Annotated in this window: 15 protein-coding genes; 7 read left to right on the top strand and 8 right to left on the bottom strand. The window is 65.5% G+C overall.

Features of this window, described 5'->3' with window-relative positions; all coding sequences use genetic code 11:
* The first annotated feature begins 177 nt into the window (after positions 1–177).
* The 3 genes from ABIB99_RS09030 (at position 178) to ABIB99_RS09040 (ending at position 4,045) form a co-directional block, all read left to right on the top strand.
* Positions 178–1,959 carry a NirA family protein gene (locus tag ABIB99_RS09030; protein ID WP_063983230.1) on the top strand — a complete coding sequence of 594 codons (1,782 nt, stop codon included), beginning with the start codon at positions 178–180 and terminating at the stop codon, positions 1,957–1,959.
* The gene (locus ABIB99_RS09035) at positions 1,956–3,563 is read left to right on the top strand and encodes a sulfite reductase subunit alpha (protein WP_063983231.1); all 1,608 of its coding nucleotides are present in this window, start codon (positions 1,956–1,958) and stop codon (positions 3,561–3,563) included. The genes ABIB99_RS09030 and ABIB99_RS09035 overlap by 4 nt, the downstream gene beginning before the upstream one ends.
* 329 nt (positions 3,564–3,892) lie before the next feature.
* The gene (locus tag ABIB99_RS09040) at positions 3,893–4,045 is read left to right on the top strand and encodes a hypothetical protein (protein ID WP_014495196.1); all 153 of its coding nucleotides are present in this window, start codon (positions 3,893–3,895) and stop codon (positions 4,043–4,045) included.
* On the opposite strand, the gene ABIB99_RS09045 is transcribed toward ABIB99_RS09040, so the two are convergent.
* From ABIB99_RS09045 to pxpB, 3 genes are read right to left on the bottom strand one after another with little or no spacing between them, the layout of a single operon-like run.
* Positions 4,046–4,816: a LamB/YcsF family protein gene (locus ABIB99_RS09045; protein WP_063983232.1), complete on the bottom strand. Its 771-nt coding sequence runs from the start codon at positions 4,814–4,816 to the stop codon at positions 4,046–4,048.
* A 32-nt stretch (positions 4,817–4,848) separates the two neighbouring features.
* On the bottom strand, positions 4,849–5,886 hold the full coding sequence (locus ABIB99_RS09050; protein ID WP_063983233.1) for a 5-oxoprolinase subunit C family protein: 1,038 nt from the start codon (positions 5,884–5,886) through the stop codon (positions 4,849–4,851).
* Entirely contained in the window at positions 5,883–6,614 is a 732-nt protein-coding gene (gene pxpB / locus ABIB99_RS09055; protein WP_063983234.1) for a 5-oxoprolinase subunit PxpB, read from the bottom strand. Before pxpB ends, ABIB99_RS09050 begins: the two co-directional genes overlap by 4 nt.
* Positions 6,615–6,872: 258 nt before the next feature.
* Here pxpB and ABIB99_RS09060 point away from each other — a divergent pair, with 258 nt between their 5' ends.
* Positions 6,873–7,571 carry a ribonuclease activity regulator RraA gene (locus ABIB99_RS09060; protein ID WP_063983235.1) on the top strand — a complete coding sequence of 233 codons (699 nt, stop codon included), beginning with the start codon at positions 6,873–6,875 and terminating at the stop codon, positions 7,569–7,571.
* 18 nt (positions 7,572–7,589) lie between these two features.
* A complete protein-coding gene (locus ABIB99_RS09065) occupies positions 7,590–7,994 on the top strand; it encodes a (R)-mandelonitrile lyase (protein WP_063983236.1) in 405 nt (134 codons plus the stop codon).
* A 142-nt stretch (positions 7,995–8,136) separates the two neighbouring features.
* On the opposite strand, the gene ABIB99_RS09070 is transcribed toward ABIB99_RS09065, so the two are convergent.
* Complete coding sequence (locus ABIB99_RS09070; protein WP_063983237.1) at positions 8,137–8,493, bottom strand: hypothetical protein; 357 nt, start codon at positions 8,491–8,493, stop codon at positions 8,137–8,139.
* Between the two features lie 179 nt (positions 8,494–8,672).
* The gene (locus tag ABIB99_RS09075; protein ID WP_354175496.1) at positions 8,673–9,548 is read right to left on the bottom strand and encodes a DUF2147 domain-containing protein; all 876 of its coding nucleotides are present in this window, start codon (positions 9,546–9,548) and stop codon (positions 8,673–8,675) included.
* Positions 9,549–9,865: 317 nt separating this feature from the next.
* Between ABIB99_RS09075 and ABIB99_RS09080 the strand changes: the two genes are divergently transcribed.
* A complete protein-coding gene (locus ABIB99_RS09080) occupies positions 9,866–10,759 on the top strand; it encodes an alpha/beta hydrolase family protein (RefSeq protein WP_354102518.1) in 894 nt (297 codons plus the stop codon).
* Positions 10,760–10,775: 16 nt separating this feature from the next.
* Here ABIB99_RS09080 and ABIB99_RS09085 read toward each other — a convergent pair whose 3' ends face one another.
* A complete protein-coding gene (locus ABIB99_RS09085) occupies positions 10,776–11,558 on the bottom strand; it encodes a transporter substrate-binding domain-containing protein (protein ID WP_063986365.1) in 783 nt (260 codons plus the stop codon).
* Between the two features lie 114 nt (positions 11,559–11,672).
* Between ABIB99_RS09085 and ABIB99_RS09090 the strand changes: the two genes are divergently transcribed.
* Positions 11,673–12,176: a DUF1993 domain-containing protein gene (locus ABIB99_RS09090; protein ID WP_028158770.1), complete on the top strand. Its 504-nt coding sequence runs from the start codon at positions 11,673–11,675 to the stop codon at positions 12,174–12,176.
* On the opposite strand, the gene ABIB99_RS09095 is transcribed toward ABIB99_RS09090, so the two are convergent.
* Together ABIB99_RS09095 and ABIB99_RS09100 are read right to left on the bottom strand one after the other, a co-directional pair.
* Entirely contained in the window at positions 12,173–12,673 is a 501-nt protein-coding gene (locus ABIB99_RS09095) for a hypothetical protein (RefSeq protein WP_063983240.1), read from the bottom strand. The two genes, ABIB99_RS09090 and ABIB99_RS09095, sit on opposite strands and share 4 nt — an antisense overlap.
* 168 nt (positions 12,674–12,841) lie before the next feature.
* On the bottom strand, positions 12,842–13,831 hold the full coding sequence (locus ABIB99_RS09100; protein ID WP_063983241.1) for a hydroxyacid dehydrogenase: 990 nt from the start codon (positions 13,829–13,831) through the stop codon (positions 12,842–12,844).
* Positions 13,832–13,852 lie beyond the last annotated feature (21 nt).

The raw sequence follows: 13,852 nt of genomic DNA on the forward strand, positions 1-13,852 counted from the left end.
TTGTATGTTGCAGTGCGGCCAGCTTGTCACAGACGCCTGCTGAGCCAAGTCCCGCAGCAACGAAGCTGACCGGACCGTTGGGTGCGCAGCCGGCTTCTTGAGCCAGCCGAGTTCCTCGCGGGTCGCGCAATTTTCCGTCGATGCCACCCGGTGGCCGCAGGAGCTTCGTTACCGACCATGAAAATCGATACGCTCTCAGTCGACTTTTCCGACGAGCAGAAACGCTATCTCGAAGGCTTCACGACCGGTTTGCAGATCAGCCGGGTCGGTCGCGGTCTCGGCGGCAGCGCCGGCAAGGCCAATGCCGAGCCCACGGGCCCCGACGCCGTCCACATCAAGGCGCAGGACAAGGTCATCGCAGCCGGCAAGAAGCTCGCCGACCAGGAGAAGTTCAAGCGCGACGAGCATCCGTTCGATGCCTATCCGCGACTGCGGCAGCAGGCGCTCGACAACGCGCCGCCGAGCCCGGCGGACAATTTCCGCTGGCGCTATTACGGCATCTTCTACGTCGCGCCGACGCAGGACTCCTACATGTGCCGGCTGCGCATCCCGAACGGCATCATGAAGCACTGGCAGCTGTCCGGCCTTGCCGATCTCGCCGACGATCTCTGCGGCCCGTACAGTCACGTCACGACGCGCGCCAATCTCCAGCTCCGCGAGATCCCGCCGAAGAATGCGATCAGGCTGATCGAGGGCATCCAGGACCTCGGCCTGTGCTCGCGCGGCTCTGGCGCCGACAACATCCGCAACGTGACGGGGACGCCGACGGCCGGCATCGACCCGCAGGAACTGATCGACACGCGCCCCTATGCGCGTGAGTGGCACTACCACATCCTCAACGATCGCTCGCTCTACGGCCTGCCGCGCAAGTTCAACGTCGCCTTCGACGGCGCCGGCAGGATCGCGGTGCTGGAGGAAACCAACGACATCGCCTTCACCGCGTTCGAGGTGAAGGATGGATTTGGCGTCGAGCCCGGTGTCTGGTTCCGCCTCGGCCTCGGCGGCATCACCGGCCACAAGGACTTTGCAAAATACTCCAACATCATCGTCAAGCCGGAGCAGGCCACCGCCGTCGCCGACGCCATCGTGCGCGTGTTCATCGATCATGGCGATCGCACCAACCGCAACAAGGCGCGGCTGAAATACGTGCTCGATGCCATGGGTCATGACGGCTTCCTCAAGCTTGTCGAGGAGCGGCTGAAGACGCCGTTCACGCGCGTGCCGGAAGAGGCGTTTGCGCCGCGGCCAGCCGCGGACCGCATGGCGCATATCGGCGTGCACAAGCAGAAGCAGGACGGCTTGAACTGGATCGGCGTCTCGCTGACGCTCGGCAAGATCAGCTGCGATCAGATGCGGGGTTTGGCCAAAGTGGCGCAGGACCTCGGCGACGGCGAGATCCGCCTGACCGTCTGGCAGAACCTGCTGATATCGGGCGTGCGCGACGAGAATGTCGAGCTCGCCATCGCGGCGATCAAGCAGATCGGGCTCGCGGTCGAGGCCTCGCACATCCGCGCTGGCCTGATCGCCTGCACCGGCAGTGCCGGCTGCCGCTTCGCGGCTTCCAATACCAAGCGCAATGCCGCCGAGATCGGCGACTGGTGCGAGCCGCGCGTCGCCATGGACAAGCCGGTCAACATCCACGTCACCGGCTGCCATCATTCCTGCGCGCAGCATTACATCAGCGACATCGGCCTGATCGGAGCGCGCGTGCCGATCAACGACGAAGACACGGTGGACGGCTATCACCTCTTCACCGGCGGCGGGTTCGGTCCCGATGCGGATGTCGGGCAGGAGGTCTATCACGACCTCAAGGCCGAAGACGCGCCGAAGACGGTCGAGGGACTGCTCAAGGCCTATATCGCCCACCGCTCGTCGCCCGACGAGACCTTCCTGTCCTTTGCGCGCCGCCATGATGGCGAAACGCTGCGCAAGCTTGCCGATGCACAGGTGTCCGCATGAACCAGATCACGCCCCCGCCGAAACTCGACATCATTCCCGCCAGCGCGCCGTTCTCCGACGCGCAGCGCTCCTGGCTCAACGGCTTCTTTGCCGGGCTGCTGTCGCCTGATGTGGCCACGCCGTTGTCGGCGGAGCAGGGTGCCGCCGTCATGCAAGCCGGTGACGGCGACGACGGTGAAGCGCCATGGCACGACCAGGCCATGCCGATTGCGGACCGGATGAAGCTCGCCGAAGGCCGTCCCGTGCGCCGCAAGATGATGGCCGCGATGGCGCAGCAGGATTGCGGGCAGTGCGGCTACAATTGCCACGACTATTCGGAGGCGATCGCGGGCCGTAGCGAAGCACGGCTCAATCTCTGCGTCCCCGGCGGCAAGGAAACCGCGCGGATGCTGAAGTCGCTGTACGAGGAGCTGGACAAGGCGCCGGCGGCCAAGGCGGCCGACAAGGTGGATGCGGTGGCGGCGCCGGCCGTGACGGTGACGATCGCCGAGCCCGGCCGCTCGCGCGACAATCCGATCGCGGCGACGTTCCTGTCGCGGCGCCTGCTCAACAAGGGGAAGTCTGAGAAAGAGACCTATCACGTCGAGTTCGATCTCGCCGAGAGCAAGCTCGACTATGTCGTCGGCGATAGTTTTGGCGTGTTCGCACGCAACGAGGTCGGCCTCGTCGATCAGATCATCGCGCTGCTCGGCGCCTCCCACACCACCAAGGTCAACGGCAAGACGCTGCGCGAAGTGCTGATCGACGACGTCTCGCTGTCGCCGGCGCCCGACACGCTGTTCGAGCTGATCTCCTTCATCACCGGCGGCGCGCAGCGCGAGAAGGCGCGGGCGCTGGCACAGGGCGAGGATCCCGATGGTGACGCCGCCACGCTCGATGTCATGGCGGCGCTCCAGAAGTTTTCGGGCACGCGGCCGCATCCGGAGGCCTTCGTCGAGGCGCTGGAGCCGCTCCAGCCGCGGCTGTATTCGATCTCGTCCTCGCACAATGCGACGCCCGGAAAGCTGTCGCTGACGGTGGACTCCGTGCGTTACGTCATCGGCAAGCGCAAGCGGATCGGCGTGGCCTCGACCTTCCTCGGCGAACGCATCGCCGAGGGCGAGAAGCTCAAGGTCTATGTGCAGAAGGCGCACGGTTTCGGCCTGCCGCAGGATCCGAAGACGCCTGTCATCATGATCGGCCCCGGCACCGGCATCGCGCCGTTCCGCGCCTTCCTGCTCGACCGCAAGGCGACCGGCGCGCCCGGCAAGAACTGGCTGTTCTTCGGCCATCAGCGCAGCGATTGCGATTTCTTCTATCAGGAAGAGCTCAACGCGATGAAGACCTCGGGGCTGTTGACGCGCATGTCGCTGGCCTGGTCGCGCGACGGCGAGAAGAAGTTCTACGTGCAGGACCGCATGCGCGAGGTCGGCCGCGAGGTGTGGACCTGGCTTGCCGAAGGCGCGCATCTGTACATCTGCGGCGATGCCAAACGCATGGCCAAGGACGTCGAGCGCGCGCTGGTCGACATCGTCGCGCAGTTCGGGGCGCGTTCGACGGATGAGGCCGTCAGTTTCGTCGCCGAGCTCAAGAAGACGGGCCGCTTCCAGGCTGACGTCTACTAAGGCGCGAGCCGATCAGCGCAAATCGTCCCGGCGGCGCAACCGCCGGACGTCGCGCCGTTGGCCGCTTCTACTGTGCATGGGGTTGTTTTCGATAATTTTGTTTGGAGGGGGCTGAAGGCCTCCGCCCGGCTGTCATCCCACCGTCATCCGGGCCGGTTCCAGCTGGCTCGGATCTTAACGAATAAGATTCTCGGAACCCTTGGGTGCAGAGAATTTGCACCTGCGACGGGGCGCCTTCAGAGAACCTCCATCGCTATTTTCTCCGCCATCTTGCCTCCCGCCAGGGTTGATCCTTCATACTCCCACAAATGGGGCGTTGGAGATCGACCATGCGCGAACTATCGGCGGAAGCCAGGCTGCACTTCTACGCGCGCTCGCTCTCGCGTCGGACCGGGGCGAGCATGCATCACGTTGGGCTCTACAGCGCCTTCGCGGTCATCGCGGCCATCGTGTTCGGCACGCTCTCGGTGCATCCGTTCTGATTACGCCCCGCGCTTGAACGGCGCGACCTCGATTCCCGCATCCTTCAACGCCTGACGCAGGCCGCGCGCGATGTCGACTGCGCCCGGCGTATCGCCGTGGATGCACACCGTGTCCGTGCGCATCTTGATCACCTTACCAGTGACCGAAACCACCGCACCGTCCTGCACCATGCGCACCACGCGGTCGGCGATGGCCTTGGCATCGTGCAGCACCGCGCCGGGCTTCTTGCGCGAGACGAGGTTGCCGTCGTCCTCATAGGCGCGGTCGGCGAACACCTCGTGCACCATCGGCAGATTGGCCTCTTCGCCGGCCTTCACCAGCTTTGAATTGGCGAGCACGACGAAGATCAGGCTCGGGTCGACCGCCCTAATGCCGGCGGCGATCGCCTTGGCCGTCATGTCATCCTCGCAGGCGACGTTGGAGAGCGCGCCATGCGCCTTCACATGCGTGACCTTGTGCCCGGCCGCGGTCGCGATAGCCTGCAGCGCGCCAATCTGGTAGGCGACGAGGTTCTCGATCTCGGAAGCCTTCAGGCCCGCGATCGGATGGCGGCCGAAACCGTGCAGGTCGCGGTAGCCAGGGTGGGCGCCGACCGAGACGCCGCGCGCCTTCGCGAGCTCGACCGTCCGGCGCATGATGTCGGGGTCGCCGGCATGGAAGCCGCAGGCGACGTTGACCGAGCTGGCAAGCTCGATCATCGCGGCGTCGTTGCCCATCTCCCACGCGCCAAAACCTTCGCCGAGGTCGCAGTTGAGATCGATCGTCTTCATGGGGTGCTCTCCGCCTCTGGTCGTCTTGTCGCTTACGGCTCCGCCGTGACCTGCCAGGTCCCGGCATCCATGGCGCTCACCGCATAGCCCGCGACATTAGCATCGCTGAGCGCCTCGATGTTCAGCTCGACGGTATCGGAAGAGCGCAGGCGATCGGGCAGGTTGCGGATGAGTTGCGCGAACTTGCGCGCCTCCTCCTGCGCCTCGGCCATGGTGACCTCAAGGAAGCGGAACGCGGTTCCCGCCGAGGTCTGTGCGAGGCGGCCGACATCGGCCGTGATCACGGTTGCGATCTTCGGATAGCCGCCGGACGTGCCGCGATCCATCATCAGAGCGATCGGCGAGCCGTTGCCGGGGACCTGGATGCTGCCGTTGACGGTGCCGTCGGAGACGATGTTGTGGCCATGCAGATGCTTGATCGCCGGGCCCTCGAGCCGGTAGCCCATGCGGTCGGAGGTCGCCGAGATCTTCCACTCGCTATCGAGGAACAGCGCCTTGTTGGCGTCGTCGAACTCGTCGTCCTGCGGTCCGAGCAGGACGCGGATCGGACCTGTTGCAGGCTTCGGCAGCTCGATGCGCAGCTCGGGCGCGCCGCTTGCGGCATCAACTGTGAATTCATCGCCGGCCTGCAGCGGGCGCGGGTAGGGGCTGCCGAGGCCCGCGCGGGCGTTCACCGCAAGGCTGCCGAACACCAGTTCGCCTTTGATCCCGCCTTCGATCGCCAGATAAGTGAACGCGCCGCCGCGGGCAAAGCCCAGCGTCAGCGTCTCGCCGTCCTTGAGCGTCACTGACGTGTCCATGGCCACCGGCTTACCGGCGACGTCCGCATTGCGCGGCGCGCCTGATATCGCGACGCGCACGGCGCCGTCTTTGGCAGTGAACGTGGCGCCGAAGGGGCCGATCTCGACGACGGCCGCGAACGGCGCGTTGCCGACCAGCGTGTTCGCTGCCGCCAGCGACAGACGGTCCATCGCCCCGCTGACCGTCAGGCCGTAGCGCTGCGCGCCGTGGCGGCCGCCGTCCTGAACGGAGCTTGCGGGACCGATGCTGGCGATCACGAGCCGGCTCATGCGACCACCTGCTCGGCGATGATCTCGCCAGCCTCGGCGGCGCGATCCTGTTCCTCGAAGGTCTTGTGGTCGATGGCAAAAAACGTCACGCGATCACCGGGTTCGGTGAGAAAGGTCGGATTCCGGTGGAGTTGATAGGTTCTGACCGGCGTGCGGCCGAGCAGGTGCCAGCCGCTTGGCGCGGCCAGGCACTGGATTCCGGCCTGGATACCGCCGATCGAGATCGTGCCGGCGGGCGTGAACAGCCGCGGGCTCTGCCGCCGCGACATGTGAAGGGATTTGTCGAGGCCGCTGAGATAGGACCAACCCGGGGTGAAACCGATCATGGCAACGCGGTAGTCGCCGGCGATGTGACGGGCGACGATGTCGTCGGGCGTGGTGTTCAGCGCCTTGGCGACATCCTCGAGGTCGATGCCGTGTTCGCCGCCATAGGCGACGGGAATGCGCCAGCGCCGCGCCTTCGTGGCCGGCGGCAGCGGCTGGCTGGCGAGTGCAAGCAGCTTTTCGCCGAGCGCGTCGAAGCCGATCTTGCCGGGGTCGTAATGCACCAGCAGCGAGCGATAGGTCGGAACGGTCTCGGTGATGCCGTCGATGGGGCTTGCTGCGAGCGCCTTGTCGAGCGCGAGCACGCGCTCGTTGGCGGCGTCATCGATGGTGCGGCTGAATTCGACCGTGACGGCGCTGTCGCCACTGGGCAGAAGGCGGGGCGGGGGAAGCGTCGCGGCCATGAGCTGTCGAAGGGCTGTCGAAATCGGGCTTCTCAGGAAATGCGGGCTCAGCCTTGAGTTCCGCTTTTCCTTGCTTCGCGTAAATGCGCCCGCAAGTCCAATAAATTAATGCAAGGGGAAACGATAAAGCGTTGTTATCGCGTCGCATAACAGCCCAGCGGCCCTGCGTTCTTGCTGGCCCTTTGGCCCTTGACGCAAGGGCTGCGGCTCGCAAGATGCCCGCGTTCTTTCCCGCCCATCCGGAGCTCGTTCTCGTCCATGTCGCTGTCCCCCGAAGCCCGCAAGACCCTCGCCGCCATCACCACTGCCACCATCACCACGGTCCTGCTGAAGAAGGGCCTGCGCAACGTGTGGATGCGCGGCGCGCGTCCGCTGCGTCCGGGCCTGCCGCGGCTGGTCGGGCCGGCCTTCACGCTGCGCTTCGTGCCGGCGCGCGAGGATCTGGCGACGCCGGAATCCTGGTCCTCGCCGATCTCGACCCGCACCGCGATCGAGGCGATGCCGGACGGCTGTATTGCCGTGGTCGATGCCATGGGCATCACCGATGCCGGCATCTTCGGCGACATCCTCTGCGCGCGCATGATGAAACGCGGCGTGACCGCACTCGTCACCGACGGCGTGGTGCGGGACGTCGAGGGCGTGCTCGGCACCAATCTTCCGGTGTGGTGCGACGGCTATGCCGCGCCGCCGTCGGTTGCAGGCCTCACCTTCGTCGGCTGGGGCGAGCCGATTGGCTGCGGCGGCGTTGCGGTGTTCCCGAACGACATCGTGGTCGCCGACCAGGACGGCTGCGTGCTGATCCCGCAGGCGATGCTCGATCACGTGCTCAATGAGGGCGTCGAGCAGGAGCGGATGGAAGCCTGGATCGTCAACGAGGTGAACAACGGCGCGGTGCTGCCGGGCCTCTATCCCATGAACGCCGAAACCAAGGCGCGCTACGCCGCCAGCAAGAAGTAACAGGAAACGAGGTATCCCATGGAAATCACCGTCGCAGGCACGCGGCCGACCCGCCGCGCGCCGAAGGAAAATTTTACGGGCACCGTGTTGCAGGACCCCGTGATCATGGCGCCGGCGCCGGCGCGGCTGAACTGCTCGCGCGTCGCCTTTGAGCCGGGCGCGCGTACCAACTGGCACCACCATCCGCTTGGGCAGACGCTCTACGTGATTTCCGGCGTCGGCCGCGTCCAGACCAAGGGTGGCCCCGTCAAGGAGATCCGTCCCGGTGACACCGTCTGGATTCCGCCGGGTGAACTGCACTGGCATGGCGCTTCGCCAAACAACAGCATGTGCCACATCGCCATGCAGGAAGCGCTCGACGGCGTCTATTCGACCTGGCTGGAGCCGGTGACCGACGCGGAGTACGGCGCGGCGCTGGGCTAATCTCTCGTGCCCCGGATGCAATGCAGCGCGTAAGCGCGGCGTTGCTGATCCGGGGCCCACAAGTCTCCTCAAAGCAAGAGCCCTTGGGTCCCGGCTCAGCGCAGCAACGCTGCGCGTTGCAGCGCGTCCGGGACGCGGCAAATCACATCCGCTCCGCCGTCCACGTGCCCGTGCACAGGGGGCCGCGCCATGTGCCGGAGCCTGAAGTGCCGCTGAGCCGGCCGAAGCCGACGGCGCGTTTGATCCCGGTGCTCAAGGTGACGTTGATGCTGCCGGCATCGGCCACGCGGCCGGATGCTGAAACCACGGCGCTGCTCGACGCGATCTGACCGTTGCTGATGCCGATCGAGACCGTTGCGCCGTTACCGCAGGTCTCGCTCGAAGATGAGATGCGTACATTCCATGCGCCGTCGAAAGTGGAGGTCGCCGCGCCCGCCTGCGTCAGCGGGACGGCGATGGCGACAATGCTGGCGAAGAGACCTCTGCAAAATCCGTTCATGACACGCCCCGTTGGTTGACCATGGGGGGATCGTGGCATGAGCGCGGAACCCGCGATGTGAGGGCTGTCACGTGCGCAAGGGGCTCTGTGAGGTGGCGCACCTGCCATGACGCAGCGTGCAAAAGCAAAGGGGCCCGCATTGCGGGCCCCTTGTCTTAGTCAGAACGTCATACCCGAGGTCAGTTCACGCGCGTCCAGGTCTGGCCGCCGCAGAACATGCCGCCGAAGGCGCAGCCCTGCACGCGCAGGCGGTCGGTGCCCTTCATCGCGATCGTGGAATCGTAGGTCGAGCCGGAGTTGGGATCGAGGATGCGGCCGGACCATTTCTGATCCTTGTTCTGGTCCTTGGCGGGTTTCATGTTGATGAGGACCTGTTCGCCGTTCTGGTTCGATTTGCTGTCGACCGAATAGCCGCAGAGATTGCTGCCGCATTGCTCGATGCGGACCTTGCCTTCCTTCTCCTCGGTCAGCCAGATGCCGAGCGGTGAATTGAGATCGCGCGCGGGCGCGGCTGTGGGAGCCGGGGGAGCGACGGCGGCGGCCTGAACGGGTGCGGGGGCTGGAGGCGGCGCCGGGGGTGCAGCAGCCACAGTCGGGGCCGGCGGCGGCGCCACGGTGGGCGCTGCCTGCTGCCCGACCGGAGCGGGCGCCGGAGGCGGTGCAGGTGGCGGCAACACGGCCGCCTCAGCCGGCGCGTTGCTGGCGGTTGCGGACGGCGGCGGAGCGGGCGGGGGCGGAACTGGCGGCGGCGCTGCGGCGGCCGTCGCCTGTTCGGTTGCGGGCGGCGCTGCGGCAGGGGCGGGAACTGGCGCCGGAGCGGCCGGTGGTTGCGGATCAACCTTGGCCTGTTGCGGCGCCTGCTGGCCCGGGGTCGTCTCGTTCTTCTTGGCTTTCTTCGCCTTGCCCTGGCCGGTGTTGTCGTAGACGCCGGGGATCTGCACCGTGCCGCGGTCCGGATCGATGCGGATGGTGCGCCCGCCATATTCGAAAGTGTACTGCGCCTGCGCAGCGGTGCTCGCCAAAAGGAATGCGGCCGTGGCCAACAGCTTCCTCATTTCCGTCTCCTGAACAGCTGGTCCCCGTACCAACGCTTACGCGCCGGTTCGATCGCAAAAAGTGATCTAGATCACTGTCACCGTATGAGTCGTGGTCCGGCGGTTCCGGGTTCAATAACGCTGAACTCCGTCCAGAGTTGGACGGCGGCGCGGCGCAGCTCTGGACGGGGTATGGGATGGGCAATTAAAACCGTTGTGGTTGAAGCTTCCGAAAGCACACGCAAATGCTATGGCCGCGACTTGGCGAACTTGTTCTGATCGTAGTCGCTTGCCTTACTGCGACACTGGCGCACGCGGCGGGGCTCGGGTTTATCGAAGTGCCGGCGGACGCCGGCGGCCCCGCGCTCACGGGCATGGTGTGGACACCTTGTGCGGCGCCGCCCTCCGAGGTCGTTCTGGGCGGCGGTGTCGTCCTGCCGGGTGTGAAGGATTGTCCGGTAGCGGGCAGTCGACTGCCGCTGATCGTCGTGTCGCACGGACGGCGCGGCTCGTTTTTGGGGCACGTCGACACGGCGACCGCATTGGCCGATGCCGGCTTCGTGGTCGCTGCGATCAATCACCCGGGCGACACTGCCAGGGACAGCAGCCGGACCGATGAGTTCTCCGTCCTGGTCGAGCGTCCCGCCGACATGAAGCGGCTTACGGATTTCATGCTCGGCGCCTGGAAGGAAGCGGCGGTCCTGGACCCCAAGCGGGTTGGTTTGTTCGGGTTCTCGCGCGGCGCCTATACCGGTCTCGTCGTGATCGGCGGCAACCCCGATTTCGGCGCGCTCGCTCCGCTTTGCGACGGAGATGCAGCCAAGACGCCAAAATGCCAGGCCATTCGCGATGGCCTTGTGCCAACAGAGGCGGCCGTACACGACTCCCGCATCAGAGCCGCCGTGCTGGCGGATCCGCCGCTTTATGAAGGCCTTTTCAACCGGGAGCGCCTCGCCAATGTGACGATCCCGATTCTCTTGTGGCGTTCGGCGCTCGGCGGCGACGGTGTCGTGCCCGCTTCAGTCGATACGCTGGAACAAATGCTTCCCGCGCGCCCTGACTTCCGGATCGTGCCGAACTCGTCGCACTTTTCCTTTCTTGCGCCATGTCCGCCCAAGCTGGCCCAAGCCGCGCCGATCCTGTGCACTGATCCGCCCGGGTTCGACAGGAAAGCGTTTCACAGCGCCTTCAACGACGCGGCCGTGAGCTTCTTCCGCAAGCATCTGGAGTGACGGACAAGATCGGTCGCTAGTCGAACCAGGCGGCGTAGATCTTCCTGTAGCTGCCGTCCTCCATCGAGATGTGCAGCCACTGGTCGACGAAAGCCTTCAGCGCCATGTCGCGCTGGAGCCAGTAGGCCTTCTCCGAGAAGTCGAACGGCTTTTCGGGATGCACCGCGCAGAGCACGCCGGAATGCTGCTTCTGCTGGTAGCGGGTCTCGGAGGCGTCCGTCATCATCAAATCGGCGTTGCCCTTGGCGATCTCGTCGAAGATCACGGTGTTGTCGGGGAAGACGTTGATCTCGGCGTCCTTGATGTTGGCGCGCGCGAACCGCTCGTTGGTGCCGCCGGGATTGACGATGACGCGGGTGCCCTTCTTGTCGATGTCGGAGATGGTCTGGTACTTGCCGACGTCGGCGCAGCGTGCGATCGGCGTCTTGCCTTCACGCATGATCGGCATCGAGAAGAAGCCCTTCCTCTGCCGGTCGAGCGTGACCGAGACGCCACCCATGGCGATGTCGAACTCGTCGGCCTCGAAGTCCTTCATGAGCTTCGGCCAGGCCGTCGGCACGAATTCGACCTTGACGCCGAGCGCCCTGCCCAGCGCCTCCGCCATGTCGACGTCGAAGCCGCTGAACTGCTGTGTCGCCTTGTCCAGGTAGGTGAAAGGCTTGTAGTCGCCGGTCATGCCGACGCGCAAAGTGCCGCGCTTGACGATCTCGTCGAGGCGCGACGGCGCCGGCTGCTGCGCATATGCTGAAAAGTTCGCCAGCAGGACCGCGGCCAAAGCCGCCACGATTCGAACGATCATCTCTTTTCCACCCATGCCCGAGCTGTCATTGTGCAGCTCTTGAAACCTGGATTTAGACCAGATGCCCGTCGCTGGCGAGGCGGAATTGAAGGGAATTTTGGGGTGACGATCTCGATGTATGACGCCTCGGTCGGCGTCTTCGTGCCGTATCTGCGCAACCTGTCGGCACTGCTGGACAAGGGCGTCGCCTATGCGGAAAGCCGGAAGTTCAATCCGGCCGTCCTGCTCGGCATGCGCATGGCGCCGAACATGTACGATCTGGCGCAGCAGATAGGGGAGGCGTGCCGCCATGCCACGGTCGCGCCAGCCTTGCTGGCCGACCAGGAGCCGGTGGCGCTGCCGGCGCTGGAGCACGACATCGCCGGGCTTCAGGCGCGCATTGCGACGTCAATCGAGTTCATCGAAAGCCTGTCGCGCGCCGAGATCGATAGTGCGGCGGAGCGGAATGTCTTCTTCAGGCTGAAAAACGGGACCGAGCTGCCCTTCACCGGGCGGACGCTGCTGCTGACGTTCAGCGTCCCGCAATTCTTCTTCCACGTCACGACGTCCTACGACTTGCTCCGGCATGCCGGCGTCGAGCTCGTGAAGCGGGATTTTCTCGGCCCCCGCGAGCGCTAGGCTTCGCCCTTGCGCTCGTAATCGGCGAGCGAGCTGCGGCCGGCGATCTCGCTGCGCAGCTCCTCGAAGCGCCGATGTGCCTCGTCCTCGTGCGCGTCGACGAAATGCACCGCGGCTTCGCTCGTCATCGGGCCGCTGACCACGGGCGCGGACTGCTCGCCGATGGTCTCGTGGACGTAGAACTGGTCGTCATCGCCGCGATGGACCGTCCATTTCAGACGGATCGCCACCATCGGCCCCGGACCGACCTTGCTGTAGCCATCGGCATCGGTGTGCTCCGGCACCAGCGGCTGCTCCTCGACCACAGGATGCTCGTGCTCGTCGACCATCGCATGCTCGTCGACCACCACATGCTCGTCGGCGATCGGATGCTCGTCGGCGACGACCTGCTCACCGTCGACCACCATTTCGGTCTCGGTCTCGCGGACGGGCTCGGGGTGCTCCAAAATGCTGGCGATGGTTGCCAGCGCGTGGTCGGTCGGGTCGATCTCTGACAAGGGTTCATCCTCCAGCTCGACGCGGCCGGCAAGTCTGTCCCACTGCCGCCGCGGCCGGACTTATTACGCGGGTTTGATTAAGGCTGAGTTGGGGCTCGATCTGCACCAAAATGGGACGCATTCTGGCGTTCCGGAGGCGGGCGGATAACCGCCCGCCCGGAGGTCGGCTCAGCCGAGCACGTCCTGGTTGATGATGTTCTGCCGGATGGGATCGCCGTCCAGCACACTCAGGATATTGCGAGCGGTCTGCTCGCTCATGCGGCTCACCGCCTCGACGGTGACGCCGGCGACGTGCGGGGCCATGATGACGTTGGGCAGCGCGAACAGCGCGTTGCTGACCGGCGGCGGCTCCACCTCGAACACGTCGATCCCGGCACCGGCAATCCTGCCGGAGACCAGAGCGTCGTACAGCGCAGCCTCTTTCACGATGCCGCCGCGTGCGGTGTTGATGAGGTAGGATTTCGGCTTCATCCGGCCGATCCGCGCCGTATCGAACAGGCCGACGGTTTCCGGCGTCTTCGGGCAATGGATGGTGACGAAGTCGGCGTTGGGCAGCGCGGCGTCGAGATCGGCGACGGGCTCGCAGCCCGCGGCCTTGATCTCGGCGGCAGGCTTGTAGGGATCGTAGACCTGCACCTTCATTTCCATCGCTTGGCAGCGCTTGGCGGTGCGACTGCCGATGCGGCCGAAGCCGATGATCAGCACGGTCTTGCCGTAGAGGTCGAACGGCAGCATGCCGAGCCGGTTGGCCCATTGGCCATCCTTGACGCAGGCGTGCATCTCATTGGCGCGCTTGGCCAGCGTCAGCATCATGAACAGCGCCTGCTCGGCGACCGAGGGCGAGTTGGCGCTGCCCGCCACCATCAACGGCACCTTGCGGCGGGAGAGGGCGGGCACGTCGACGGCGTCGTAGCCGACACCGATGCGGGTCACCACCTTCATGTCCTTCGAGGCCTCGAGCTCGGTCTCACCGAAGGCGGTGGCACCCAGCGCCACGCCGTGAACCGGCGCGTGGTTCTTCAGCAAGGCTTCGAAATCCTTGGCCGAGATCAGGTTCGGAAACTCGACGAGCTCGATATCGTCTCGCTGGGTGAGGAGGGCGCGGGCCCCTTGCGACAAAGTTTGTGTAACGAAAATCTTCTTTTTGTTGGTCGCCATCGCTCCCCGCCTGCTTGCATT

It is taken from the genome of Bradyrhizobium sp. LA6.1, assembly GCF_040547805.1.
GTDB lineage: Bacteria > Pseudomonadota > Alphaproteobacteria > Rhizobiales > Xanthobacteraceae > Bradyrhizobium > Bradyrhizobium barranii.

Bases quoted from the DNA above. Each gene is read 5' to 3' on its own strand.
- ABIB99_RS09030 (WP_063983230.1), top strand. From the start codon at position 178: ATGAAAATCGATACGCTCTCAGTCGACTTTTCCGACGAGCAGAAACGC.
- ABIB99_RS09035 (WP_063983231.1), top strand. From the start codon at position 1,956: ATGAACCAGATCACGCCCCCGCCGAAACTCGACATCATTCCCGCCAGC.
- ABIB99_RS09040 (WP_014495196.1), top strand. From the start codon at position 3,893: ATGCGCGAACTATCGGCGGAAGCCAGGCTGCACTTCTACGCGCGCTCG.
- ABIB99_RS09045 (WP_063983232.1), bottom strand. From the start codon at position 4,816: ATGAAGACGATCGATCTCAACTGCGACCTCGGCGAAGGTTTTGGCGCG.
- ABIB99_RS09050 (WP_063983233.1), bottom strand. From the start codon at position 5,886: ATGAGCCGGCTCGTGATCGCCAGCATCGGTCCCGCAAGCTCCGTTCAG.
- pxpB (WP_063983234.1), bottom strand. From the start codon at position 6,614: ATGGCCGCGACGCTTCCCCCGCCCCGCCTTCTGCCCAGTGGCGACAGC.
- ABIB99_RS09060 (WP_063983235.1), top strand. From the start codon at position 6,873: ATGTCGCTGTCCCCCGAAGCCCGCAAGACCCTCGCCGCCATCACCACT.
- ABIB99_RS09065 (WP_063983236.1), top strand. From the start codon at position 7,590: ATGGAAATCACCGTCGCAGGCACGCGGCCGACCCGCCGCGCGCCGAAG.
- ABIB99_RS09070 (WP_063983237.1), bottom strand. From the start codon at position 8,493: ATGAACGGATTTTGCAGAGGTCTCTTCGCCAGCATTGTCGCCATCGCC.
- ABIB99_RS09075 (WP_354175496.1), bottom strand. From the start codon at position 9,548: ATGAGGAAGCTGTTGGCCACGGCCGCATTCCTTTTGGCGAGCACCGCT.
- ABIB99_RS09085 (WP_063986365.1), bottom strand. From the start codon at position 11,558: ATGATCGTTCGAATCGTGGCGGCTTTGGCCGCGGTCCTGCTGGCGAAC.
- ABIB99_RS09090 (WP_028158770.1), top strand. From the start codon at position 11,673: ATGTATGACGCCTCGGTCGGCGTCTTCGTGCCGTATCTGCGCAACCTG.
- ABIB99_RS09100 (WP_063983241.1), bottom strand. From the start codon at position 13,831: ATGGCGACCAACAAAAAGAAGATTTTCGTTACACAAACTTTGTCGCAA.